At 67.0% G+C, this 22354-nt stretch carries 26 protein-coding genes and 1 pseudogene; 17 read left to right on the forward strand and 10 right to left on the reverse strand.

The window, feature by feature from the left end; translation table 11 throughout:
- The first annotated feature begins 27 nt into the window (after positions 1 to 27).
- Positions 28 to 468 carry a type II 3-dehydroquinate dehydratase gene (gene aroQ / locus ACFYO1_RS23340; RefSeq protein ID WP_387234520.1) on the forward strand — a complete coding sequence of 147 codons (441 nt, stop codon included), beginning with the start codon at positions 28 to 30 and terminating at the stop codon, positions 466 to 468.
- 21 nt (positions 469 to 489) lie between these two features.
- Here the strand turns inward: aroQ and ACFYO1_RS23345 are convergent, their stop codons facing one another.
- Positions 490 to 936, reverse strand: a complete 447-nt coding sequence (locus tag ACFYO1_RS23345) for a nitroreductase family deazaflavin-dependent oxidoreductase (protein WP_387234522.1) — start codon at positions 934 to 936, stop codon at positions 490 to 492.
- Between the two features lie 150 nt (positions 937 to 1086).
- Here ACFYO1_RS23345 and ACFYO1_RS23350 point away from each other — a divergent pair, with 150 nt between their 5' ends.
- Positions 1087 to 2214: a glycerate kinase gene (locus ACFYO1_RS23350; protein WP_387234525.1), complete on the forward strand. Its 1128-nt coding sequence runs from the start codon at positions 1087 to 1089 to the stop codon at positions 2212 to 2214.
- 28 nt (positions 2215 to 2242) lie between these two features.
- Here the strand turns inward: ACFYO1_RS23350 and ACFYO1_RS23355 are convergent, their stop codons facing one another.
- Positions 2243 to 2593, reverse strand: a complete 351-nt coding sequence (locus ACFYO1_RS23355; RefSeq protein ID WP_387234527.1) for a winged helix-turn-helix transcriptional regulator — start codon at positions 2591 to 2593, stop codon at positions 2243 to 2245.
- A gap of 114 nt (positions 2594 to 2707) precedes the next feature.
- Here ACFYO1_RS23355 and ACFYO1_RS23360 point away from each other — a divergent pair.
- The 4 genes and pseudogenes from ACFYO1_RS23360 to ACFYO1_RS23375 all read left to right on the forward strand — a co-directional run.
- Positions 2708 to 3616, forward strand: a pseudogene (locus tag ACFYO1_RS23360) (NAD(P)-dependent oxidoreductase); the annotation flags it as partial.
- A 124-nt stretch (positions 3617 to 3740) separates the two neighbouring features.
- A complete protein-coding gene (locus tag ACFYO1_RS23365) occupies positions 3741 to 4538 on the forward strand; it encodes an ArsR/SmtB family transcription factor (RefSeq protein WP_387234530.1) in 798 nt (265 codons plus the stop codon).
- Between the two features lie 143 nt (positions 4539 to 4681).
- Positions 4682 to 5164, forward strand: coding sequence for a peptidylprolyl isomerase (locus ACFYO1_RS23370; protein ID WP_387234533.1), 483 nt, complete (start codon positions 4682 to 4684; stop codon positions 5162 to 5164).
- A 65-nt stretch (positions 5165 to 5229) separates the two neighbouring features.
- Positions 5230 to 5574, forward strand: coding sequence for an MmcQ/YjbR family DNA-binding protein (locus ACFYO1_RS23375; protein ID WP_387234536.1), 345 nt, complete (start codon positions 5230 to 5232; stop codon positions 5572 to 5574).
- A 22-nt stretch (positions 5575 to 5596) separates the two neighbouring features.
- Here ACFYO1_RS23375 and ACFYO1_RS23380 read toward each other — a convergent pair whose 3' ends face one another.
- Together ACFYO1_RS23380 and ACFYO1_RS23385 are read right to left on the reverse strand one after the other, a co-directional pair.
- Positions 5597 to 5959, reverse strand: a complete 363-nt coding sequence (locus ACFYO1_RS23380; RefSeq protein ID WP_387234538.1) for a hypothetical protein — start codon at positions 5957 to 5959, stop codon at positions 5597 to 5599.
- 107 nt (positions 5960 to 6066) lie between these two features.
- Complete coding sequence (locus ACFYO1_RS23385) at positions 6067 to 6756, reverse strand: nitroreductase family protein (RefSeq protein ID WP_387234541.1); 690 nt, start codon at positions 6754 to 6756, stop codon at positions 6067 to 6069.
- Positions 6757 to 7066: 310 nt separating this feature from the next.
- Here ACFYO1_RS23385 and ACFYO1_RS23390 point away from each other — a divergent pair, with 310 nt between their 5' ends.
- The 3 genes from ACFYO1_RS23390 (at position 7067) to ACFYO1_RS23400 (ending at position 9139) form a co-directional block, all read left to right on the forward strand.
- Positions 7067 to 7408, forward strand: a complete 342-nt coding sequence (locus ACFYO1_RS23390; protein ID WP_387234544.1) for a hypothetical protein — start codon at positions 7067 to 7069, stop codon at positions 7406 to 7408.
- 61 nt (positions 7409 to 7469) lie between these two features.
- The gene (locus ACFYO1_RS23395) at positions 7470 to 8969 is read left to right on the forward strand and encodes a hypothetical protein (protein WP_387234547.1); all 1500 of its coding nucleotides are present in this window, start codon (positions 7470 to 7472) and stop codon (positions 8967 to 8969) included.
- A gap of 47 nt (positions 8970 to 9016) precedes the next feature.
- A complete protein-coding gene (locus tag ACFYO1_RS23400) occupies positions 9017 to 9139 on the forward strand; it encodes a hypothetical protein (RefSeq protein WP_387234550.1) in 123 nt (40 codons plus the stop codon).
- Between the two features lie 83 nt (positions 9140 to 9222).
- On the opposite strand, the gene ACFYO1_RS23405 is transcribed toward ACFYO1_RS23400, so the two are convergent.
- Positions 9223 to 10791, reverse strand: a complete 1569-nt coding sequence (locus ACFYO1_RS23405) for an alpha/beta hydrolase (protein WP_387234554.1) — start codon at positions 10789 to 10791, stop codon at positions 9223 to 9225.
- 206 nt (positions 10792 to 10997) lie between these two features.
- Here ACFYO1_RS23405 and ACFYO1_RS23410 point away from each other — a divergent pair, with 206 nt between their 5' ends.
- A complete protein-coding gene (locus tag ACFYO1_RS23410; RefSeq protein WP_387234557.1) occupies positions 10998 to 11309 on the forward strand; it encodes a GNAT family N-acetyltransferase in 312 nt (103 codons plus the stop codon).
- Here ACFYO1_RS23410 and ACFYO1_RS23415 read toward each other — a convergent pair.
- Positions 11303 to 12064: a lysophospholipid acyltransferase family protein gene (locus ACFYO1_RS23415; protein WP_387234560.1), complete on the reverse strand. Its 762-nt coding sequence runs from the start codon at positions 12062 to 12064 to the stop codon at positions 11303 to 11305. The genes ACFYO1_RS23410 and ACFYO1_RS23415 overlap by 7 nt on opposite strands.
- 114 nt (positions 12065 to 12178) lie before the next feature.
- On the opposite strand from ACFYO1_RS23415, the gene ACFYO1_RS23420 reads away from it, so the two are divergent.
- From ACFYO1_RS23420 to ACFYO1_RS23430, 3 genes are all read left to right on the forward strand, one after another.
- Complete coding sequence (locus ACFYO1_RS23420; protein ID WP_387234563.1) at positions 12179 to 12823, forward strand: YqgE/AlgH family protein; 645 nt, start codon at positions 12179 to 12181, stop codon at positions 12821 to 12823.
- A 62-nt stretch (positions 12824 to 12885) separates the two neighbouring features.
- Positions 12886 to 13395, forward strand: a complete 510-nt coding sequence (locus tag ACFYO1_RS23425; RefSeq protein ID WP_387234566.1) for a sigma-70 family RNA polymerase sigma factor — start codon at positions 12886 to 12888, stop codon at positions 13393 to 13395.
- Positions 13392 to 14123 (forward strand): anti-sigma factor family protein, encoded by a 732-nt coding sequence (locus ACFYO1_RS23430; RefSeq protein ID WP_387234569.1) that lies wholly within the window; start codon positions 13392 to 13394, stop codon positions 14121 to 14123. The genes ACFYO1_RS23425 and ACFYO1_RS23430 overlap by 4 nt, the downstream gene beginning before the upstream one ends.
- A gap of 66 nt (positions 14124 to 14189) precedes the next feature.
- Here the strand turns inward: ACFYO1_RS23430 and ACFYO1_RS23435 are convergent, their stop codons facing one another.
- From ACFYO1_RS23435 to ACFYO1_RS23445, 3 genes are all read right to left on the reverse strand, one after another.
- Positions 14190 to 14960, reverse strand: a complete 771-nt coding sequence (locus ACFYO1_RS23435) for an ABC transporter permease (RefSeq protein ID WP_387234572.1) — start codon at positions 14958 to 14960, stop codon at positions 14190 to 14192.
- Entirely contained in the window at positions 14960 to 15937 is a 978-nt protein-coding gene (locus tag ACFYO1_RS23440) for an ATP-binding cassette domain-containing protein (protein WP_387235340.1), read from the reverse strand. The genes ACFYO1_RS23435 and ACFYO1_RS23440 overlap by 1 nt, the downstream gene beginning before the upstream one ends.
- A 127-nt stretch (positions 15938 to 16064) precedes the next feature.
- Positions 16065 to 16580 (reverse strand): EXLDI protein, encoded by a 516-nt coding sequence (locus ACFYO1_RS23445; protein ID WP_357384617.1) that lies wholly within the window; start codon positions 16578 to 16580, stop codon positions 16065 to 16067.
- Positions 16581 to 16791: 211 nt separating this feature from the next.
- Here ACFYO1_RS23445 and ACFYO1_RS23450 point away from each other — a divergent pair, with 211 nt between their 5' ends.
- Genes ACFYO1_RS23450 through ACFYO1_RS23465 form a run of 4 tightly spaced genes read left to right on the forward strand, consistent with a single transcriptional unit; the run spans position 16792 to position 21266 of the window.
- Positions 16792 to 18474 (forward strand): thiamine pyrophosphate-binding protein, encoded by a 1683-nt coding sequence (locus ACFYO1_RS23450; protein ID WP_387234576.1) that lies wholly within the window; start codon positions 16792 to 16794, stop codon positions 18472 to 18474.
- Positions 18471 to 19184, forward strand: a complete 714-nt coding sequence (locus ACFYO1_RS23455; protein ID WP_387234579.1) for an SRPBCC family protein — start codon at positions 18471 to 18473, stop codon at positions 19182 to 19184. Before ACFYO1_RS23450 ends, ACFYO1_RS23455 begins: the two co-directional genes overlap by 4 nt.
- Before the next feature lie 7 nt (positions 19185 to 19191).
- On the forward strand, positions 19192 to 20235 hold the full coding sequence (locus ACFYO1_RS23460; protein ID WP_387234582.1) for a 3-oxoacyl-ACP synthase III family protein: 1044 nt from the start codon (positions 19192 to 19194) through the stop codon (positions 20233 to 20235).
- Positions 20232 to 21266, forward strand: coding sequence for an aminotransferase class I/II-fold pyridoxal phosphate-dependent enzyme (locus tag ACFYO1_RS23465; RefSeq protein ID WP_387234585.1), 1035 nt, complete (start codon positions 20232 to 20234; stop codon positions 21264 to 21266). Before ACFYO1_RS23460 ends, ACFYO1_RS23465 begins: the two co-directional genes overlap by 4 nt.
- 12 nt (positions 21267 to 21278) lie before the next feature.
- Here ACFYO1_RS23465 and ACFYO1_RS23470 read toward each other — a convergent pair whose 3' ends face one another.
- Positions 21279 to 22283 carry a bile acid:sodium symporter family protein gene (locus tag ACFYO1_RS23470; RefSeq protein WP_387234588.1) on the reverse strand — a complete coding sequence of 335 codons (1005 nt, stop codon included), beginning with the start codon at positions 22281 to 22283 and terminating at the stop codon, positions 21279 to 21281.
- Between the last annotated feature and the right edge of the window lie 71 nt (positions 22284 to 22354).

Genomic DNA, 22354 nt, shown 5'->3' on the forward strand with positions numbered 1-22354 from the left:
AACTCGATACGGACTAAGGTTGCGGGCATGTCCGCACCCGGTCCGATACTGGTTCTCAACGGCCCGAACCTGAACATGCTCGGCACCCGTCAACCGGAGGTCTACGGATCGGCGACGCTCGACGACGTGGTCGAACTGTGCAGGCAGACCGCGCACCGCTACGGCCGCGAGGTCGCTGCCTTCCAGTCCAATTCCGAAGGCGCGCTGATCGACCGGATCCACGCGGCGCGCGGCGTGGAATCGGGCATCGTGATCAATCCCGGCGGGCTCACCCACACCTCGGTGGCTTTGCGGGACGCGCTGGTGATCCCGGAACTCCCCATCGTGGAGGTGCACATCAGCAATGTGCACGCGCGGGAGGAGTTCCGGCATCACTCCTATATCTCCCCGATCGCGACCGCGGTGGTCGCCGGGATGGGGATTCAGGGGTACTCGGCCGCGATCGAATTCCTGGTGCGCTCGGCCTGAGCGCACCCCGAGCTCGTCTCCTCAGTTGATCTGAAAGACCGGGAATCCCGGTGCGATGGCGGCCAATTCCGCGTCGGTCGCGTCCTTGGTGACGCCCTCGAAGAACTTGCCGACCTCCCAGCCCCACTTCTGCAGGTACAGCCGCAGCAGCGGGACCTTGTCCGCGTCGGCGATCTCGGTGGCGGTGAATTCCTCGACCTTGCGGCCGAGGCGCAGCTCGCCGCCGCCGGCGACGCGCAGGTTGCGCACCCACTGCGTGTGACCGCGCGGGGCGACCAGGAAACGCGCGCCGTCTTCGCGGGCCATCAAGTTCACCATCGTGGTCCGCCACTGTCCGCTCTTGCGGCCGCGGACCGCGAGCAGTCGCGAACCCATGACGCTGATCCCGAGCCGGGGCAGCCAGTTGAAGATCCGGTTCATGATCGGATCCAGGCCGGCCGGGCCGATGTAGCGGGTGCTGTGGTCCATGTCTGACTCCTCTTAGTGAGCACTGCTCTCTGTTGCGATAAGTGTTCCACTTTTACGAAGGCAAAGTCAAGAGCACTGCTCTCTCTTTTTCTTTGCGCAGCTCAGCCGGGCCGACGCGCGGTAGCACACGGCGCACCCGACAATGTGGGGATGACGCGCGAGGCTGTTCGCCGGGTTGTGCTTGCCCCGGACAAGTTCAAGGGGTCGCTGACCGCACCGCAGGTGGCCGCGGCCCTTGCCGACGGCATCGCGGGGGTCGTGCCGGAGGTGCGGATCCGGCAGGTTCCGGTGGCCGATGGCGGCGACGGGACCGTCGACGCGTTCGTGGCGGCCGGATGGCCCCGGGTCGAGCTGACCGCGCCCGGTCCGACGGGGGTGCTCGGCCCCACGTCGTACGCCAGGCACGAAGCGACGGCCGTGCTCGAGTTGGCCGCGGTCGTCGGCCTGGCGAAACTCCCCGGGGGCCAACCGGATCCGCTCGGCGCGAGCACCTTCGGCCTGGGCGTGGTCATCGCGCATGCCCTCGACCACGGTGCCACCGATATCGTCATCGGACTCGGCGGCAGCGCCTCCACCGACGGCGGCGCCGGCCTGGCACAGGCGCTGGGCGCACGAATTCTCGACGCCGATGGGCGCGAATTACCGCACGGCGGTGCGGTTTTGGCACATGCTCAGCGACTGGACCGTACCGGCATGCACCCCGGAATCGCTTCCGCCACTTTTACTTTGGCCTGCGATGTCGACAACCCGCTACTCGGCCCAGCCGGTGCCGTCGCGATCTACGCACCCCAGAAGGGCGCCGGCCCAGCCGATCTCGAAACCTTGGAGTCCGCACTGACCACCTGGGCACGCCTGGCCGGGCCCGACTTCGCGAACGAGCCCGGCGCCGGCGCCGCGGGCGGAACCGGTTTCGGCGCGCTCGCCCTACTCGGCGCGAAGGTACGCAGCGGCATCGAGGTGATCCTCGAACTCCTCGATTTCCCCGCCCTGCTCGACGGCGCCTGCCTCGTCGTCACCGGCGAAGGCTCGCTGGATACCCAGAGCCTGCACGGAAAGGCGCCCATCGGCGTCTGCGAAACCGCGCGCAAGGCCGGTCTCCCGGTGATCGCCGTGGTCGGCCGCACACTCCTTGCCGCCCAAGAGATCCGGGCCGCGGGCTTCGCCGCCTGCTACGCCCTCACCGACCTCGAGCCGGATCCCGCCCGTTCGATCGCCGACGCGAGCCAACTACTGCGGCGCGTCGGCGCGCGCCTGGCAGACGAGCACCTGACTGGATAAAGTCACTGTGACGCAACCGATTACGGCGCTAGCTCGCTGACGCGAGCAGGTTGCCGAGCAGTTCGCCGCGATGCTTGTCGCCCCACTCCTCGAGCGGGCGCAGCGCGACGGCCAGTTCCTCGCCGAGCGGCGTGAGCGAGTACTCGACGCGGGGCGGAACCTCCGGATAGACCTCGCGATGCACCACGCCGCTCGCCTCGAGCTGGCGCAGGTTTTCCGCGAGCACCTTCTCGCTGACCCCGGTCAGCAAGCGCCGGAGCTCACCGAACCGGATCGGGTCGGCGCTCAGCGCCCACATCAGGTGCAGCTTCCATTTACCGCCGACGACATCGATCGCCACGGACATGCCACACACGTCGTGATCCGCGTCACCGCTCATGTCCACCGCACTCCTTCTGACCTGATTTCGAACCTCTAGGTAAGCAACCCCACCTGAACGTTCGGTCTTCCCGACTCTACCTGCGGCAACGCACCATGAAGCCAGCAACCAAAGCCGCATCGAGAATCGAAGGGACACACAATGTCCGATCAGACCGCCCCCCGCTCCGTCTCCGTCGTCGGCCTCGGGCCGATGGGCCAATCGATGGTCCGGGCCTTCCTGGACGCCGGCGTCGAGGTGACCGTGTGGAACCGCAGCACCGACAAGGTCGACGCGATGGTCGAGCTCGGCGCCAAGCGCGCCACGACGGTCGCGGAGGCGTTGGCCGCGAACGAGGTGACAGTACTGAGCCTCACCCACTATGCCGCCATGTACGACGTGCTCGGCCAGGCCACCGATCAGCTGGCCGGCAAGGTGATCGCCAACCTGTCCTCCGACTCGCCGGAAAAGGCGCGCAAAGGCGCGGAGTGGGTTCGTTCCTATGGCGCGCAGTTCATTTCGGGCGGCGTCATGTCGGCGGGTGACAACATCGCCCATCCCGCGTCGTACATCTTCTACAGCGGACCGCGGGAGGTCTTCGACGCGCACGCCGAACTGCTGCGCCCGCTGAGCCCGCAGGAGTACCTCGGCCCCGACGACGGCCTCGCCCAGGTCTTCTACCAGGCGCTGCTGACCATTTTCCATCCGTGGTTGCTGGCGTTCGACCAGGCGACCGCCATGATCGACCGGGCCGGGCACAGCATCGCCCAGTTCGTTCCGTTCGCCGTGCGCTCGGCCGCCGCGTTCCCCTACTTCATGGAGGAGTTCTCGGTGGCCAACCAGAACGGCGGCTGGGCCACGCTGGCCAGCCTGAAGATGATGGACGCGGGCGCGCAGCACATCATCGACGCCAGCGAGGAGGTCGGCGTGGACGCGACGTTCTCACACACCGCACAGTCGTTGTGGCGCAAGGCGATTGCCGCCAGCGAGGAGAAGGGCGAGGCGGTCTCGACCTACGCGCTGCTGCACGGCGCGCAGGCGTAGCCGGCCGAGTTTCGCCGGCGGAGCCGAGCCGCGGGGGTCGCGTCGTTCAGGCTTGACATGCAGCCATTCGGCTGCCTATGGTCGAAACATGCAACCGAAAGGCTGCATAAATCGAGAAGGTGACATGGACGAGGTTTTCAAGGCACTGGCCGACGCCAATCGGCGGCGACTGCTCGACAGTCTGAATGCCCGCAACGGGCAAACCCTGCGCGAGCTCTGTGCGGGGTTGGAGATGACGCGGCAGTCGGTCAGCAAACACCTGGCCGTGCTGGAGGCCGCCAACCTGATCACCACTCGCCGCAGCGGCCGGGAAAAACTGCACTACCTCAACGCCGACCCGATCAATGCCATCACCGACCGCTGGATCACCCGCTACGACCGGGCGCGCGTGCACGCCCTCGCCGATCTCAAGCAGGCCCTGGAGGCAGAACCCATGAGCGACAACACATTTGTCTACACCACCTACATCAAGACCACCCGGGAGAAGCTGTGGCAGGCCCTCACCGACTCAGCCTTCACCGAGCGGTACTGGGGCGCCGGTTTCGACACCGACTGGCGCCCGGGCTCCGAAATGGTCTGGCACCAAAAGGATTGGCGCAGCAAGGATCCGGAGCAGGTGGTGCTGGAGGCAGACCCGTACAACAAACTGTCCTACACCTGGCACACCTTCGATCCCGCGTTCGCCGCGGCGTTCGAGCTGAACCCCGACGACGTCGCCGCCTGGGGTCGCGAGCCGCGCTCCCGGGTCTCCTTCGAACTCGAGCAGGCCGGCGACACCGTGGTCAAGCTGACCGTCGTGCACGACGGGTTTCCGCCGAACAGCGCTGTCCGAGAGGGGATCAGCGACGGCTGGCCGAGCATCCTGTCCAACCTCAAATCCCTGCTGGAGACCGGCGAGGTGATCCCCGACCTGGCCATATAGCCGACCGGCACCGGTGTGGGGCCGAAACGGATTCCCCGCGGCCCCGCACCGGTAAGCTGCACAGGTCCGTGTCCAGCTCGGTTGGAGCACGCGTCCGTCAGGGCGACTGCGGGACTGAGCCCGTCGCACACAGTGGGGAACTCATGATCAAGGTCCTGCTTCAAACCTCTATGGGTGACATCGAGCTCGAACTCGACGAGACGAAGGCACCAAAGACCGTGCGGAACTTCCTGACCTACGTCAACAGCGGTCACTACGACGGCACCATCTTCCACCGCGTGATCGACGGCTTCATGATCCAGGGCGGCGGATTGGACCGGACGATGCGGGAGAAGCCCGCGCCCAACCGGGTCGAGAACGAGGCCGATAACGGGCTGAAGAACGTCATCCACAGCGTCGCCATGGCGCGCACCTCCGACCCGCACTCCGCCTCGGCGCAGTTCTTCATCAACACCAGCGACAACGCGTTCCTCGACTACCCCGGTCAAGACGGTTGGGGCTACGCGGTATTCGGCAAGGTCTCGCGCGGCGGCGACGTCGTCGACCAGATCGGCAAGGTCGAGACGGCCGGCCAGGACGTGCCGGTCCAGCCGGTCGTGCTCACCTCGGCCACCGTGACCCGCTGACCAGGCCCGTTGCCGAATCACCCGGTCCAGGTATATTGCGGACTCCAACTTTCGAGGGGTCCGCGGTGGCAGTGCGAAGTGACGAGTTCTTTCGAGTCGTGAATCAACTCGCCGACGTGCGCAGTGCCAAGGGTGAGCGGTACACGTCCTACAAGGTGCGCGGCAAACTGTTCGGCTACTACTGGCCGCGCACCCAGACCGTCGGCCTGAAACAGACACTCTCCGAACAGAAGGCCCTGGTCTCCGAACGCCCCGAGGTTTTCGAAGAACAGTTCACCGCAGGCGGTTTCGGCTGGGTGGTCGTCCACCTGGCCGGGCTCGACCTGGACGAACTGACCGAGCTGGTCTTCGAGGCCTGGCGCCTGTCCGCCCCCGAGGACCTTGCCGAAATGCACTCACCCCCAGGCTGACGGCCTTGAATTCTGTCTGTTTTCAGCCGTTGTAGATCTCTACATAGGCGTTTGTGGCGAGGGCCACTACGCCGGGGCCCACTCCGGTGCAGGCGGTGGAAATGCGCTGACCGTCGGGGGTGAAGGGGTAGCTGAGAATTTTGTAGGGGCCGACGCCGTAGATGGGGAACGGGCCGCTGGCGTAGAGGCCGAAGCAATCGACGTGCAGAACGTAATTGCTGCCGCCGTCGGGCTGGCAGACGGCGGACGCACCGAAAAGGTCGCGCTGAACGGCACAGTCCTGGGGCGCTGCCTGGGCGCTACCGGAACCGATAATCGCGACGAAGGCGAGGCCCGAAACACCCGCGGCCGCGACCCGGGCGGCGGCGGTAATTGTCTTCTTCATATGAACTCCTCCTATTCCAGTGTGCTGTCGGTACGGCGCGCTGAAATGTTACGGGAGCCCACTGAATTCGCTGCCCCCAAATTCTGGGGCAGCCGATGCGGGGACGCTCAGATTCGGGTGAGGACCTGGTCCATTGTCTTGCGCACGAGGTCGGGGACCATCGAATCGTCGGCGGGATAACCGATCGGGACCACGGCGAACGCCTTCTCGTTGCGCGGGCGCTTCAGCACCTCGCCGAGGAACTTCATCGGACTCGGGGTGTGGGTGAGGGCGGCCAGGCCGGACATGTGCAGGGCGGTGAGCAGCATGCCCACCGCGATCCCGACGGACTCGTCACCGTAGTAGTGCTTGTAGGTGGTGCCGTCCGGACGCAGGCCGAAGCGCTGCTGGAAGACGACCAGCAGGTACGGGGCATCGGTGAGATGCGGCTTGTGCTCGTCGGTGCCGAGCGGCCGCAACGCGGACAGCCACTCCTCACCGAGCCTCCCGTTGTAGGAGATCCGCTCCTCCGCCTCGGCTGCCGCGCGGATCTCGACCCGCACGTCCGGGTCCTCGACGAGCACGAAGGTCCACGGCTGCTGGTGCGCGCCCGACGGTGCGGTGTTCGCCACCGCGATCGCGTCGAGCACCAACTGCTCCGGCACCGGGTCGGTGGAGAACATCCGCACGGTGCGGCGCTCATCCATCCGCGCCCGGAACGCGGCCGACTTGGCCAGCGCCTCCTCGACCGGAATCCGGTTCGGGCGGTACGGAATTGGCGTATACGGGTGGCCGTGCAACGGCATCCAGGTGGTCATGTTTGCAGTGTGATCCGTGCCAACCGGGCAGGCAATACCGAGACGGACTTACCGTCCACCCGACCAGACATCCGCCGCGAAACAGACCGGGCGAGTGCCGGTTTCGCGGGCGCGGACCCGCACCCATCCGTGTCGCGGTCGGCCACGAATACAGGGGTATTCCGGTCTGCGATCCGGCGGAGTATCGCGATGCGGAGCGAGCGCGGCTGATCAGTGCGCGTTCATTTGTGCGGTTCCTGGTGCTGGGCGAGCGCCGGTTCCGGGGTTTGTGCACGAGGGTGATTCGACCGAGAAATAGGGGATCTTTGGCATGCGTGTTTCACGACTTACCGGTGTCCGCTGGGTTTTTGTGCCTGCGCTGGCAGTAATTGCGTTGGCGGCGTTCGTTGCTCCGGCGGAGGCCGCGGCATTGCCCGCGGTGTGCGTCACCGATTCCTGCGCGGACGTTCCGCAGGGCGGGGCTACCGCGCGGACCGGCGAACCCGGCGACGGCGTCGATACGGACGCGGCGATCGAAGAAGATGTGGTCGATGACGGCGCGCTCGACGGCGATATCCAATCCGACAGCGTGCCCAACGAATTCGTCACCGAGGCGGAGATAAACGCCGGAGATCCGGCCGACGAGGACAGCAATCCACCGATGGACGAATAGCGGTACTCCGCCGCCGATCGGCTGCCCAGATGATTCGACCGAGAAATAGAGGATCTTCGGAATGCGCGTCTCAGGAAGAATATCGTTGCGCTGGTCGTGCGTACCCGCGCTGACCGTGCTGGCGTTGCTGGCGGGACCGGTCCCGGCGCAGGCCGCGGCACCCCTGCCAGATGGCTGCAAAGCCGACGGAAACACCATCACCTGCGGCAGTTTGAAGGACGGCGACGTCGTCGAGGGCACCGGTGGCGACGACACGATTCTGATCAAGGGTGATGTACCGCAGGGTGCGGCGGTTCACGCGGGCGCGGGAAACGACACCATCACCGTCTACGACGTCGGCGGATTCGACTGCTCCGGCGGCATCGGCGCGCAGGCCAAGAAGGGCGGCGAAGTGGACGCCGGTCCGGGCGACGACACGATCGTCGTCGGTACCGGCGCGCGAGATCAGGCCTGCCGGAACAAAATCGGCAGTGAGATCCCGCTGGGCAATGTGAGCGAGCGCGGCAATGTCATCGGTGGCCCCGGCGACGACAAGATCACCGTCGGCACCCTGGGTTACATCTCCAGCGACAAGGACCACCCGGAGAAGAGTCTCGAGGTTATCGCCGGTCGCATCTCCGGCAATGACGGCGACGACGTTATCGACGTCGGCTGGGTCGCGACGGGCGCGCACTTCAACGACCCCGAGACCGCCGACGGCGTCTACGGCGGCCAGGGCGCGGACACCATGCACGCGGGCAATGTCAACGGCCTCGGATTGATGTCGGGCGGTCCTGGCCCGGACACCTTGACGGTCGACGGGATGAACACCGGTTACGTAGAGGGCAACGACGGTGACGACAAGATCTTCGCCACCAAGGGCCCGCTCATGGGTCTCGCGAAACTCAATGGCAACGCGGGAAACGACGAACTGACGGTGACCTCGTTGGAGGGAACGACGGCCGCCATGGGTGATGAGGGTGACGACATCATCAGGGTCACCAATATCAATGGGCCGGGCGAAAAGTACCCGTTGCCCGGGTTATCCGCCAGTTCCGCCGACGGTGGGCCGGGCAACGACACCATCACCGTTGACCTGATCGGCAATTCCGGTGGGGTATTGGGCGGCGAAGGCGACGACACGATCAATGTCAAGAGCGTCAACGGCCCCGAGGACGTCATCCGCGGCGACGGCGACGAACTGAAGTACCACAACAGCATCATCAACGGCTGGGCCGGCAACGACAAGATTACCGTCGGATTCGTCGGCAAGCTGGGCCAGGTGTGGGGCGACGGTTACCCCGACGCGCCGGTCCGGGGCAAGGACATCATCAAGGTCACCGACCTCGACGGGCAGGCAAAGGTGCGCGGCGGACCGCTGGCCGACCGGATCACCGTCGCCAACCTGAAGTCCAAGCAGAACTCGGTCAATGGTGAAGGCGGGAACGACATCATCACCGTCACGGGTACGAACAACGGCTCGGTGATCGGCGGCGCCGGCACCGGCGACAAATGCACGGCCAAGGGTTCGAAGAAGACCTGCGAGCTCCCCAAGGCCAAGCCGAAAAAGAAGAAGAAATAGCCGTCTCTGTCCCTACCGAACAAATGGAGAAATGACCTATGGGCTCGATGAGTTTCGATTGGATCCTGGCGGGTCAGCGCAGCGGTGACCCGTTGGCGACCGCGCTGTACGGCCCGCTGTTCCTGGTACTCGATGCCCTGCAAGTGTTCCAAGGTGGCGGCACGTACTGAACGTAGCGCCGCGTACTGCGTGGTTCAGTCGACGATAATCTGAATCACGCAGTACGCGTGCAGTTTCGGCGTCCGAGCGCGCATCAGCGCACCGGCAGCGGCGCCTCCGCGGCCTCGGTGATCGTGATCTGCCCGGTGTCGAGATAGGTCATCACCGCGTCGTCGACAACGTGGTTGCCGCGGCCGAAATTGCCGTGATCCCCGCCTTCGACGGTGAGGAGCGAACCGCCCAGCGCGCGTGCCATCGCCGGTCCCCCTTCATATTTGGTGAGCGCGTCATGGCGGCTCTGCACGACGAGCGGCGGCCTGGCCAGGCCCGCCCCGGTGATCCGGACCGGCTTGGTGACGGGCTGCCAAGCCCCACAGGCCATTCCGGAGCGGACCAGGTCCGCTCGAGCGTCCATGGCGTTACCGCCCGAGGCGATGGTCGCGATCGCCGAGCCAAGCACGTCGAGCCGTCCGGGAATCGCATTCTCGTTGCAGGTGATCGCGGCGAAGACGAACTGCCCGGTGGGGTCGGTGGACGTGGCCTTCTCGATGGTGCGCAACCGTTGCACGTTCGACGGATTGGCCATCGCTTCGGCCATCGCGCGCGCGAAGGCAGGCCAGTAGGTGCGGGTATAGCTGGCGACCGAGGTCGCGCCGAGCAACGGCCCCTGCGTGGTGGCACCGCGAGAGATCAACGTGCGCACCAGATTCTGGAGTTTCCCGGTCTGCTCGAGGCTGCCGGTGTATCCGTCGCGCGCGATCTCGGCCAGCGGCTCGGGCAGCGAGCCCGGCAGGTCGGCGAGACTGGCCGGCGGCGGCGTCAGGTTGGCGTACCAGCCGCCGCCCTGGTCGACCGCCATCCGCACCCAGTTCTGATAGACCTGCAACGCCGTGTCGCCGAGGTGGTACTCGTCGCTGTGCGCGGCGATCCAGGCGAACAGATCGTCGAGGCGCTGCTTGCCCGCGACCTGCTGCTGGGCGAATTCCTCGGTCCACACCCAGTCGGGATTGACGTTGGAATCCAGCACCATTCGCTCGACCCGGTCCGGGAACAGCGAGGCGTACACCGCCCCCAGGTAGGTCCCGTACGAAGTGCCGAGGTAGCTGATCCGGTCCAGCCCGAGCGCGGCGCGCACCGCATCGAGATCACGGGCGGTGTTCTCGGTGGTGATGGTGTCCAGATAACCGGGATGCGCGGTGTCGCAGGCTTTCTTGATGGCATTGCGATCGCCGCCGCCGAGCGAAACCCGCCCGCCGTCCCCGGTCGCGCACTCCAGCGGTGTGGCCCAGCGCAATCCGCGCGGCTGCACCGCGAGCCGATCGTAGTGGGCGTTCAGGTCGGCGGGCAGCACATCGGTCCGTAAACCCCAGAAGTCCAGCCCATCGGCGCCGGGCCCACCAGGGTTGGCGAAGATCGCGCCGCGCCGCTCGCCGGTCGCCGCGATCCGGCTGACGGTCAGCTGAATCCTCGCCCCGTCCGGATCGGCGTAGTTCATCGGCACTTCGACGACAGCACACTGCACGCCGTGCCCCGCCGCCACCGCCCCGTCCGGGCAGGCCCCGAAGGCCGGGGCGGCATCGGCCGGGCCGGACACGATCAATCCGCCGAGCAGGCACCCGGCCATGGTCGCCGCCGCCCGGGAAAACAGCCGTACCTTCATCATGTTTCGAACCTCCACGGGCCGCCGCCACGCGTGCGTGTGCGACCCCGATCAAGAGCATTCTGCGCACGCCACGAGCGACAAACAAGTCGAGCGCCCGATTCCGCCGGTCAGGCCCGTCCCGACGCGGTCGTCCCCAGACCCGGGCGGGCGCGGCGATATGTGTCGTGGAATGCGCGGATGACGTCGCACGGGAGTAGCGTCGAGCCATGTCGACGGAGGTCCGTATCAACACCGCTCTGGAACGCTTCGAGCTCTACGTCGACGGTGACAATGCCGGGTACGTCGAATACCAGGACACCCAGTCCGAACGCGCGTTCGTGCACACCGAGATCTACCCCCGCTACGAGGGCCAGGGCTACGGCCGCGTGCTGGTCGAGGCGGCGTTGAACAGCACCGCCCAGGACAAGCTCGGCGCGCTGCCGATGTGCCGGATGGTGCATCACTTCATCGAGACCCGCCCCGAATATCTGGTGATGGTCCCGCACTGGGCGCGCGACAGCCTGAACCTGCCTCAGTAGGCAGCGACCGCCCCGTCCAGGGCCAGTTGCAGATCGGCGCGCACCAGCCGCGCGATATCGCCCGGCTTGCCCGGCAATTCGGTGATCGGCACGCCGAAGTAGAAGCTGGCCGACTTGGCCTCCTCCTTGGTCGGCTGCACCGCCGGGTCGGCCCGCGGCCCGTAGCTCAGGCCCATCGAGACCAGCACCGGCTCGACGCCGAGCTTCATCGCGCGAAACGCGATGTGCCCGATGCCGCTACCGACCGGCTGCACCTGGGCCGGGTCGACCTCGTTGCAGGTGCCCTCCGGGAACACCGCGACCCCGTCGCCGCGCGCGATCCGCTGCGCGCAGATGTCCATCATTCGTTGACCAGCCGCATTGACAGCCCGGATCCCGTGGTCCTTGCCGCGGAACACCGGGATCCCGCCCATCATGTCGATCTTGCGCCGCTGCTCCGGCTCCTCGAACAGCTCGTCCTTGGCCAGCACCCGCACCCGGCCGATCACCGGGCGCAACGCACTGCGCCACGCCGCCGCCGCGACCGTGTACGGATCGTTCTCGGAAAGATGATTGATCGAGATCAACAGCGGCCGGCCCTGCCGGATCGCCGCCCGCAGACCGGCCCGCGCACCCGCGGCATAGGCGACGCGGGGATAGTAGCGACGCCCCAGAATGGCGTACGCACCCCAGGCTTTCAGCCGATTCTGCCGATGGTCGAGATAGAAGTCGTACACGGTGTCGCTGTTCTCGAGGCGCACCTCGGGCGGTTCCATGACACGGACTCTACGACGCCCGCAAGCCCCCAGCATCGGCCCCCGAACCAAATTCAGCGCACCGAACTGGTCAGCGGAAGCGCATATCGCCCGAACAACTGCGATGATGTCCGAGTGGCACGCGCAGACGACCCGGATGATCGGAAAACTCGCGGCGGGCACGGCGACCGCAAGCGGCGCGATTTCCGGCACGGCGAGCAGGTGGTGCGCGCCGGCACCCTGCTGGTGTCGGCGACCGAGCTGGCCGAACCCACCTTCCGGCGCACCGTTGTCTACATCATCGAGCACAACGAGGCGGGCAGCCTCGGCGTGGTGCTGAACCGGCCGAGCGATACGGCCGTGCACGACGTGCTCCCCCGCTGGACCGAGGTGGCGGCCGCGCCGCGCACCCTGTTCATCGGCGGCCCGGTCAAGCGGGACGCGGCGCTGTGCCTCGGCACCGTGCGGGTCGGCGCGAGCATCGACGGCATCCCCGGCCTGCGCCGCATCGACGGCCGCGTGGTGCTGGTCGACCTGGACGCCGACCCCGAGGAGATCGGGCAATTGGTCGAGGGCATCCGCATCTTCGCCGGTTACGCGGGTTGGACCTTCGGTCAGCTGGAGGGCGAGCTGGAGAACGACGACTGGATCGTGCTGTCCGCGTTGCCCTCCGACCCGATCAGCACCGGCCGCGCCGACCTCTGGGCCCACGTGCTGCGCCGCCAGCCGCTACCCCTGTCACTGCTGGCCACCCACCCGATTGAACTAGAACGAAATTGAGATGTGCGCTCTCATTGAACCGTTTGCCCCCGCTGATTCGTGGGATGAGCGGGAGGTGAGCAATGCGGGACAACCGAACCGAGTTGTTGCGGGTCTTGTACGACGAACACGCGGCCGTGCTCTGGCGGTACACGCTCGGCCTGGTGCGCGACCCCGGACGGGCCGAGGACATCGTGCAGGAAACGTTGCTGCGGGCGTGGCAGCGCCCGAACGTCTTGGATCAGTCCGACACGTCGGCGCGCGCGTGGCTGTTCACGGTGGCCCGCAATCTCGCCGTGGATGAGCATCGCAGCGCCCGCAACCGGCGCGAGTTCCGCACCGACGCGCCGCCGGAGCAGGCGACGCCGGACCAGGCCGACCGCGCCTTGGACGGCTGGGTGGTAGCGGACGCGTTGGGCAGACTCAGTCCCGATCACCGCGAGGTGATCGTGCGGGCCTACTACCGGGGCCTTTCCACGCATCAGATCGCGGCGGAGCTCGATATTCCGCCGGGCACGGTGAAATCCCGGATGCACTACGGCATGCGGGCGCTACGGCTGGCATTACAGGAGATGGGGGTGACGAACCAATGACCGATATCGCTGACGACTACACCACGTGGGACGCGCCCTACGTGCTCGGCTCGCTGACGCGAACCGAGCGCCGGGAATACGAGGAGCATTTGGCCGGCTGCCCCGCCTGCCAGGCCGCGGTGGCCGAACTGGCCGGGATGCCCGGCATGCTCGCCATGGTCGAACCCGCGACCGCGCTCGCGATGATCGACCTGCCCGAAACCGTTGCGCCGCAATCAGGTTCGGCGACGACCACGACCGGGCCCCCGGTGCCGCAGTTGCTGCCCAGGCTCGCCGACGCGGCCGAGAAGCGCAGGCGCCGGAGCCGGTGGGTATCCATCGGTGCCGCGGTCGCGGCAGCGGCCGCCGCGGTGGCCATCGCGGTTCCGGTGGTCGCCACCGTCACCTCGTCCGGCAACACCGGCACCGAACAGGTTGTCGCGGAACGCAGTATGCAACCGCTCAAGCCGAATCCGGTGACGGCCAGCTTCAAGGTCGTGCAGGACAACGGCAAGACGCGGATCGTGATGAGTTGCCGCTACGGGGCGAGCAACCAGCAGTACAACTGGAATCTGAAGTTGTTCGTGCTCGGCACCGACGGCAGCCAGACCGAGCTCGATCAGTGGCCGGCCGGGCCGGGCACCGAGCTGACCATCGACCGGACCATCGACAAGGCGCCGGACCAGATCCGGGCCGTCGAGATCCGGTTGGCGTCGACCGGCGAGACGCTGCTGTCCGGCACCGTCTGACGACACAGCGATCCCCCCGCCGAGGGTTCGGCGGGGGGATCGCTACCCCTCATCGGGTGGTCGGACTCAGCTGGTCTGGCGACGGAAAATCGAGTTGGCCCAAAGGAATCCGGCGATCGTGAGGCCGGCGCACCAGGCCAGCGCGAGGATGCCGTCGGTGCCGATCTCGGTGCCCATCAGCAGGCCGCGCACGGTCTCGGTGATCGGCGTGAACGGCTGGTACTCGGCGAACTGACGCAGGCCGACGGGCATGGTGTCGGTGCTCACCAGTCCGCTGCCGAGGAACGGCAGCATGATGATCGGGAAGACGACGTTGCTCGCGCCCTCCGGGCTCGACGACAGCAGGCCCAACGCGACCGCGAGCCAGTTCAAACCGAAGATGGTGAAGGCGAGCAGGCCGAACGCGGCGATCCATTCGACGACGTTCGCGTCCGGACGCCAGCCGATGAGCAGCGAGACCGCGGCCATCAGCACGATGCCGCCCAGCGCTTGCAGCAGCGCACCGACCACGTGCCCGGTCAGCATCGACGACTGGGTGATCCCCATGGTGCGGAACCGATTCACGATGCCCTTGGACGCGTCGGTCGCGATGGACACCGCCACCGACGCGGTGATGTAGGCGGGCACCATCAGCAGCATGCCGGGCGCGAGGTAGTCGATGTAGTTTCCGCCGGACGACTTCTCCAGCGCGCCGCCGAAGACGAACTTGAAGATCAGCAGCAGCACGGTCGGCATCACGATGATGCCGACGCTCATGCTCGGATAACGCTTGGCGTGGGTCAGGTTGCGCCGCAACATCGTTGCCGAGTCGGCGAGGGCGTAGGACATGGTGCTCATCAGACTGTTTCCGTTTCGGGGGTCGGCTGGCCGGTGAGGGTGAGGAAGACATCGTCGAGGTTGGGCGTGTGCACGGCGAGCCCGTCGACCTCGATCTGTTCGTAGTCGAGCCGATCCAGCAGTGCCCGCAGCGATTTCACGCTGCCGTCGCTCGGCACCGCAAGAGTCAGGTCCGGGTCGTCGTCGGGCTCGCCGGTCATCCGCGTGGCGACGCCGAGCGCGGCGGACGCGGCGAACAGGGCGTCACGGTCGGCGAATTGCAGCCGGATGTGCCCGCCGGGCACCAGCCGCTTCAGCTCCGCCGCAGTGCCTTCCGCGACGATCCGGCCCTGATCGAGCACCGCGATGTGGTCGGCCAGGTTGTCGGCTTCCTCCAGGTACTGGGTGGTGAGGAAGACCGTGACGTTGTAGTCGTCGACCAGCCCGCGGATGAGCTCCCAGATGACCCGCCGGCTGCGCGGGTCGAGGCCGGTGGTCGGCTCGTCCAGGAAGATGATCCGCGGATCGCCGACCAGGGTCATGGCCAGGTCCAGGCGCCGGGTCATGCCGCCGGAGTAGGTGGACGCGGGCTTGTCGGCGGCCTCGACCAGATCGAAGCGGGCCAGCAGATCCGCGGCCAGCCGTTTGCTCTCGCGCCGGGGCAGATGATGCAGGTCGCCCATCAGGATCAGGTTCTCCCGGCCGGTGAGCAGCTCGTCGACGGCGGAGAACTGACCGGTGACCCCGATCGCGTCCCGCACCGCGTCGCGTTCGGCCTCGACATCGTGGCCGCCGACCCGGTTCTCCCCGCCGTCGGCGTGGATGAGCGTGCTCAGGATCTGCACCGTGGTGGTCTTGCCCGCGCCGTTCGGGCCGAGCAGCGAGTAGATGGTGCCCTCGGGGACGACGATGTCGATGCCGTCGAGCACCACCTTGTCGCCGAACGATTTGCGCAGGCCCAGTGCCGAAATGGCGGGTGCGCGATGGCCGTTGACCATGACGGTCCTTTCGATGAATTCCATTATCGGATGCGCATGCGCGCATGTTTGTTCCACACCGCCCCCCGGGGGGGAGCGGGTTCTCGGTCGAGCAGTGGCTGTTCAGTTGTGCCGAAACGGGATTCGGCTAGATGTCGAGGTCTTCGATCTGTGGCCGCTTGGCGATGTCGACCACCCGCTCGTAAACCTTGTCCGGCAGTTTGCCTTTCAATTCCTCGATCGAGTCGACGATCTCCAGGATGAAGTCGCCCCAGTCCTGCTCGCCGACGCCGAGCATGCGCCGCCAGTTCTTCAAATCCTTGATCCAGTTGGCGGATTGGGGATACTCGTCCCAGCTGGCGTAGTGCGCGTGCAGCACGAACTTGCCCTTGCGGCTGCGGAACACCCGGACGTGCTCCATCCGGTGGTCATTGACGTCGTTCGTCTCGAACAACAGGGCGCCGGAGAATCGGACCTGCCGGACACCGTTGTGCCCGACCCGGACGATGACCTCGTCGTACCCTTCTTGCCGACCCTCTTCCAATTCGATGAACCGGCGCAGCGCCGTGGTCACCGCCCCGGACAGATTGCCGCCAACCAGTTCCTGGGCCCGCTGGAACAGCGGCAGATCGTCATCGGCAACATAGATCGTCTTGTTGGGCATGCATCGACTATACGTAGATGTATACGTACACGCAAGTCCGGCCGGCAAAGCCCGCCGAAATGCCGCAATTCGGGATCGAGACCAACCGGGCGGCGGCCGACTGGTTCATCGTTGAACCGTCTCCCCTCCCGACCCGTATCACTTCTGTACGCAGGAAGTGATCTCGCGTGTGCCCAGCGCACAGGTGGACACCCGCGGGAAGGAGCGCCGGATGCAGAGCCGGGTCGTGGATTATGTGGTGCAGGCGGTTTCGGCCCTGGGGGTCCGGCACATCTTCGGCGTCGACGGGGCGAACATCGAAGACCTGTACGACGCCGTCTTCGACGCCCCCGGCGACGTCACCGGGGTGATCGCCAAACACGAATTCGCCGCCGCGACCATGGCCGACGGCTATGCCCGATCGACCGGCGGCCTCGGCGTGGTGGCCGCGACGTCCGGCGGCGGCGCGATGAATCTCGTTGCCGGACTTGCCGAATCGTATGCGTCGCGGGTGCCGGTGCTCGCGCTGGTCGGTCAACCGCCGACCACGCTGGAGGGCAAGGGCGCCTTCCAGGACACCAGCGGGCACGCGGGCACCATCGACGCGGTCCGCGTGTTCGGCGAGATCACCCGCTATTGCGCGCGGGTCGAGCGCGCGGCCGATCTGCCCGGGCAGCTGGCCAGGGCGGTGGGCGCCGCCCGGCGCGGCGGGCCCGCGGTGCTGCTGCTGCCCAAGGACGTTCAGCAGGCGAGCAGCACGGCACAGCCGATTCGGTTGCCCACCAAGGTGTATCGGCGCGACGAGGCGGGTCTGGCCCGCCTGCGCACCGCGCTCACGACGGCTCGGCGAACCGGGAAGATCGTGATCATCGCCGGGGATCAGGTCGCTCGCGATGACGCGCGGGACGAGCTGGCCAGGCTGGCCGCCGTCCTGGATGCCGCGGTGGGCGTGGCCCCGGACGCCAAGGACACCTACGACAACACCGACCCGGGCTTCTGCGGGGTCGCGGGCACCATGGGGCATCCCGAACTCGGCGCGGCCATTCGTTCTGCGGCGTTGTGCCTGCTGGTCGGCACGCCGATGCCGGTAACCACGCGCACCGGACTGGACGAACTGCTGGCCGGCAGCACGGTGGCGAGCATCGGGGTGACGCCGCCGTATCCGCCGGCCATCCACGCCACCAGCACCGACCTCGCCCGCGCCCTGGGTGAGCTGGCCGACGAATTCGCCGGCGCCACAGGTACACCCGAGCGGCGCACGGTCACTCCACTCACCCCGCTGCGGGTTCCGCCTTCGTCGGGTCCGGGGCTGCGCTACCGGCAACTGGTGGAGACCATCGACGCGGCACTGCCCGGCGGCACCGACGTCTTCGCGGACGCGGGCAATACCGGTGCGGCCGTGGTGCATCACCTGCGGGTGCCGCGCGGCGGCCGGTTCGTCGTGGCGCTCGGGATGGGTGGCATGGGTTACGCCTTCGGCGCGGGCATCGGCTCGGCGTTCGCCCGCGGGCACGGGCCCGGCGGTGTGCGGCGCACCGTGGTCGTCGCCGGTGACGGCGCGTTCTATATGCACGGCATGGAGATTCACACCGCGATCGAGCACGCGCTGCCGATCACCTTCATCGTGCTCAACAACAACGCGCACGCCATGTGCGTGACCAGAGAACAGCTCTATTACCGAGATCGCTACAGCTTCAACAGATTCCGCCCGTCGCATCTGGGCGAGGGCGTCGGCGCCATGTTCCCCGGGCTGCCCGCGTTCTCCGTGCGCGCACCGGCCGAGCTGGCCGAAACCCTGCGGTTCTGCATGGAAACCGAAGGGCCCTCGTTCATTTCGATCGACGTGGATCCGGACGAGGTTCCGCCGTTTCTGCCGTTCTTGACGACCATCGAGCAATCCAGGAGTACGAAATGACCTTATCGCGTAGCGATTCCGTCAGGGGTGGCGGCCGGGCGACGGGCGGGCCTACCGACGCCCTGCCCGCACTCAGCGATATCCCCGCGGACGCCCTTCCGCCCGGCGTACTGCGGATCGAGAATTCCGACAAGGACGCGACCACGCCGATCATCATGGACATGCTGCGGTCGGTATACCCGCACGACCAGGTCTTCGGCGAATACTGCCCGGTGCAGGCGTATATCGCCGCGCCGCCGCGGCAGGTCTACGAGTATCTCGCCGACACCCGCTCACTGGAGGAGTGGACCTACAGCCTGCGTGGCTTCGTGCCGACCGAGGAGCCGGACCTGTGGCTGGCCTACGACCGGCTCGGCGACGAAACGCAGATCTTCACCCGCACCGTCGCCCATCCGGAGGGGATGACCGTCGACTATCACTGCGCCTGGGATCAATCGCGGCACCTGTGGATGATCTATCTGCTGCGCGTCGTCGACGCGCAGGTGGTGTTCGACAAGCCGGGATCGGTTGTGCTGTGGGTCAATTGCAAGCATCCGTTCTATGACGAGAACCCCTATCCCGAGACCGCGCCGGCCGAGCGCCCGGTGTGGGTCGGTGACTTCTGGGACATGTTCTCCGCGGGCCACCAGCTGGAGATGGACAACCTCAAGGCGATCTGCGAGTACCGGGCGGCCAACGGCCTGCCCATCAAGCCCGACTGGATGAAGTGAGACCCGGATGATCCCCAGCAACCCTGACGCTCCCGCCCTCCCCCCGGTCAGCCTGGTCGACGTGGCCAGCTACCTGCCGGGAGAACCGGTCGGCACCGAGTATTTCACCCAGTTCTCCCGGTCGGACCGGATGGCCAAGAACGTGATGTTCCGCTCGCCCAAGGGCCGCCACCACGTGCACCGGGACGAGACGGCCGTGGACATGGTCGAGCGCGCCGTCGCGCCGTTGATCGAACGCCATGGCGCGCAATTCATTTCAAATATCGACGTGCTGATCACGCACACCCAGCTGCCGGACAATCCGGTAATGGGCGCCGGACCGGAGGTGGCCAAGCGGCTCGGCGCGCGCCCCGCCTTCGTCTACGACGTGCACAACGGCGGCTGCGCGGCCTTCGTGCACATGATGTCGATCGCCCGAATGGTGTTGCAGACCACCGACGCCCGCACCGCGCTGATCGCGGCGACGCAGAATTGCGCGGGCCCGGTGTTCACCCAACCCGACATTCGCAAGCTGGCGCAGGCGCCGGTTCCGGGCGACGGATGCGGGGTGGGGCTGCTGGTCAAGAACGACAGCGCGCCGATCTTGGACATCGAATGCCGCACCTATCCCGAATTCGCCGGGGACATGGAGTTTTCCACCAACGGCGAGCGCAAGTACTGGGAGCCGGGCGAGGGCCAGGGCTGCGTCAGCTTCACCGAATCGAAGATCACCAAGGTGTTCGCCCGCGGCAACCGGCTGGTGCCGGAAGTGGCGCTGGCCGTGTGCGATCGGATCGGCGTGAAGGGGCGCGACATCGACACCTTCGTCACCAATCAGCCGAACCGGTTGTTCCTGCGCAACTGGCACGACGCACTCGAACTGCCCGCCGAGCGGCACCCGGACACCTTCGACACGTGCGGAAACCTGTTCGCCGCCGGCATCCCGGTGACCCTGGACACGGAGAACCGGGCGGGCAGGCTGCGCAACGGCTCGGTGGTGCTGCTGTCGGCGTTCGCGCACGCGGGTGACTTCGCCGGCGCCGCGGCCATCCGGTGGGACGCGGCGCGATGAGCCTGCGCGTCATCGACGAGACCATGCCGTCGCGGCGGCGGGGTGGCTCGTCGGCGCCGCCGCGGTTCGATCTGACGCTCAGCGAGAACCCGTTCCCGCCTTTGCCTTCGGTGCTGCGTGCGGTGAACAATGTGCTGGCCCAGGCGAATCGTTACCCGGAGTTCCTGCCGCGGCGGCTGCCCAGGCTGATCGCGGGGCACCTGGGCGTGCAGCCGGATCAGGTGGTGGTCGGGTCCGGCGCGACGGGGGTGGCGATGCAGATCATCCAGGCGCTGACCACGCCCGGCGCCGGAATGGTATTCGGGACGCCGACTTTCGACGGCTACCCGATCATGGCCGAGATGGCCGGGGTCGAGGTGGTTCCGGTGCCGTTGGACGCCGACGGCAACCAGGATCTGCGCGCGATGGCCAAGGCCGTCGACAAGTGGACCGGACTGGTGGTGGTGTGCCGCCCGCACAATCCGACCGGCACGGTGGCCTCGGTCGGCGCGTTGAAGGCGTTCCTGAGCAGCGTGCCCGCGCGGGTGCCGGTGATCCTGGACGAGGCGTACGTCGAGTTCCTCGGCGCCGCCGAATACGCCGATCCCCTCGCCCTGCTGCACCGTTATCCGAATCTGCTTGTGCTGCGGACCTTCTCGAAGGCTTACGGACTGGCCGGACTGCGCATCGGCTACGCGTTCGGGCGGCCCGAATTGGCCGCCAGGGTGCGCAGGTTGCAATTGCCGTTCGGGGTGAGTTCGGCGGCGGTGGCCGCGGTGTCCGCGTCCTACGCCGCCGAACCCGAACTGGCCGTGCGGACCATGCGGATCACCGCCGAGCGGGAGGCACTGCGGGACGCGTTGCGGCGCTGCGGGATCGCGGTACCGCGCAGTCACGCGAACTTCCTGTACCTGCCGGGGCCCGGCGTATCGACCGCGCTGCGCCGGGCGGGCATCGCGGCCAAGGCGTATCCCGATGGGAGCGCGCGCGTTTCGGTCGGCGATCCCGAGGCCGATCACGCCGTCCTGGCGGCCTTGGCGACGCTGCGTTAGCCGCTCACCTCGCTAGGCGGCGGGCCGCAGCTCACCCGCCTCGCCGGACTCATCCGCCTGCCTGGCCCAGCGCTGGGCCAAGGCGGCGCAGGTGATCAGCTGGATCTGATGGAACATCATCAGCGGCAACACGATCAACCCGACCGGCGAGCCGGCGAACAGCACGGTCGCCATGGGCAGGCCGGTGGCCAGGCTCTTCTTCGAGCCGCAGAACACGATCACGATCCGGTCCGGCATGGTGAAGCCGAAGATCCGGCCCATCAGCATGGTCGCGGCGATGACCAGCGCGAGCAGCACCGCGCACACGGCGGCCAGCGCGAGAATCCGCCACGGCGAGAGCATGTGCCAGATGCCCTCGACCATGCCCGCGCTGAACGCGCTGTAGACGACCAGCAGGATCGAGCCGCGGTCCACCAGCTTCGTCGGCTCGGCGTAGCGGCTCAGCCAGCCGTGCACCTTGGGCCGGATCAGCTGGCCTACGGCGAACGGCACCAGCAATTGCAGCACGATGTCGCCGATCGAGGAGAAGTCGACGCTGGCCTGGCCGGTGGTGTTCATCAACAGGATGACCAGCAGCGGCGTCACGAAGACGCCGATCAGGTTCGACGCCGTCGCACTCACGATCGCACCGGGCACATTGCCCTTCGCGATCGAGGTGAACGCGATCGAGGACTGCACGGTGGACGGCACCAGGCACAGGAACAGCAAACCGGTGTAGAGATCGTCGGTCAGCACGCTGGGCACCAGCAGGTGCGCCGCCAGCCCGAGCAGCGGGAACAGCACGAACGTGCTTGCCAGCACGACGGTGTGCAGCCGCCAGTGGGTGAGCCCGGCGATGGCCTCCTTCGGCGAGAGCCGGGTGCCGTACAGCAGGAATAGCAATGCGATGGCAATCTTCGTCAGCACGTCGACTACGTCGGCCGCGGTACCCCTGGCGGGAAACACGCTGGCCAGGGCAACCGTAGCGAGGATCGACAGGATGAAACCGTCGATATAGAACTTGCTGAGGAATCGCACACCACACGCTAACGCCGAGCGTGTTCCCAGATGGAACCAGAACCTACGTAATTCGTCACACCATGGGATCT

The organism is Nocardia sp. NPDC006044 (assembly GCF_042871115.1).
GTDB lineage: Bacteria > Actinomycetota > Actinomycetes > Mycobacteriales > Mycobacteriaceae > Nocardia.

Coding starts and splice junctions, on each gene's coding strand:
- aroQ (WP_387234520.1), top strand. CDS start 28: ATGTCCGCACCCGGTCCGATACTGGTTCTCAACGGCCCGAACCTGAAC.
- ACFYO1_RS23345 (WP_387234522.1), bottom strand. CDS start 936: ATGGACCACAGCACCCGCTACATCGGCCCGGCCGGCCTGGATCCGATC.
- ACFYO1_RS23350 (WP_387234525.1), top strand. CDS start 1,087: ATGACGCGCGAGGCTGTTCGCCGGGTTGTGCTTGCCCCGGACAAGTTC.
- ACFYO1_RS23355 (WP_387234527.1), bottom strand. CDS start 2,593: ATGAGCGGTGACGCGGATCACGACGTGTGTGGCATGTCCGTGGCGATC.
- ACFYO1_RS23365 (WP_387234530.1), top strand. CDS start 3,741: ATGGACGAGGTTTTCAAGGCACTGGCCGACGCCAATCGGCGGCGACTG.
- ACFYO1_RS23370 (WP_387234533.1), top strand. CDS start 4,682: ATGATCAAGGTCCTGCTTCAAACCTCTATGGGTGACATCGAGCTCGAA.
- ACFYO1_RS23380 (WP_387234538.1), bottom strand. CDS start 5,959: ATGAAGAAGACAATTACCGCCGCCGCCCGGGTCGCGGCCGCGGGTGTT.
- ACFYO1_RS23385 (WP_387234541.1), bottom strand. CDS start 6,756: ATGACCACCTGGATGCCGTTGCACGGCCACCCGTATACGCCAATTCCG.
- ACFYO1_RS23390 (WP_387234544.1), top strand. CDS start 7,067: ATGCGTGTTTCACGACTTACCGGTGTCCGCTGGGTTTTTGTGCCTGCG.
- ACFYO1_RS23395 (WP_387234547.1), top strand. CDS start 7,470: ATGCGCGTCTCAGGAAGAATATCGTTGCGCTGGTCGTGCGTACCCGCG.
- ACFYO1_RS23400 (WP_387234550.1), top strand. CDS start 9,017: ATGAGTTTCGATTGGATCCTGGCGGGTCAGCGCAGCGGTGACCCGTTG.
- ACFYO1_RS23405 (WP_387234554.1), bottom strand. CDS start 10,791: ATGATGAAGGTACGGCTGTTTTCCCGGGCGGCGGCGACCATGGCCGGG.
- ACFYO1_RS23410 (WP_387234557.1), top strand. CDS start 10,998: ATGTCGACGGAGGTCCGTATCAACACCGCTCTGGAACGCTTCGAGCTC.
- ACFYO1_RS23415 (WP_387234560.1), bottom strand. CDS start 12,064: ATGGAACCGCCCGAGGTGCGCCTCGAGAACAGCGACACCGTGTACGAC.
- ACFYO1_RS23425 (WP_387234566.1), top strand. CDS start 12,886: ATGCGGGACAACCGAACCGAGTTGTTGCGGGTCTTGTACGACGAACAC.
- ACFYO1_RS23430 (WP_387234569.1), top strand. CDS start 13,392: ATGACCGATATCGCTGACGACTACACCACGTGGGACGCGCCCTACGTG.
- ACFYO1_RS23435 (WP_387234572.1), bottom strand. CDS start 14,960: ATGAGCACCATGTCCTACGCCCTCGCCGACTCGGCAACGATGTTGCGG.
- ACFYO1_RS23440 (WP_387235340.1), bottom strand. CDS start 15,937: ATGGTCAACGGCCATCGCGCACCCGCCATTTCGGCACTGGGCCTGCGC.
- ACFYO1_RS23445 (WP_357384617.1), bottom strand. CDS start 16,580: ATGCCCAACAAGACGATCTATGTTGCCGATGACGATCTGCCGCTGTTC.
- ACFYO1_RS23450 (WP_387234576.1), top strand. CDS start 16,792: ATGCAGAGCCGGGTCGTGGATTATGTGGTGCAGGCGGTTTCGGCCCTG.
- ACFYO1_RS23455 (WP_387234579.1), top strand. CDS start 18,471: ATGACCTTATCGCGTAGCGATTCCGTCAGGGGTGGCGGCCGGGCGACG.
- ACFYO1_RS23460 (WP_387234582.1), top strand. CDS start 19,192: ATGATCCCCAGCAACCCTGACGCTCCCGCCCTCCCCCCGGTCAGCCTG.
- ACFYO1_RS23465 (WP_387234585.1), top strand. CDS start 20,232: ATGAGCCTGCGCGTCATCGACGAGACCATGCCGTCGCGGCGGCGGGGT.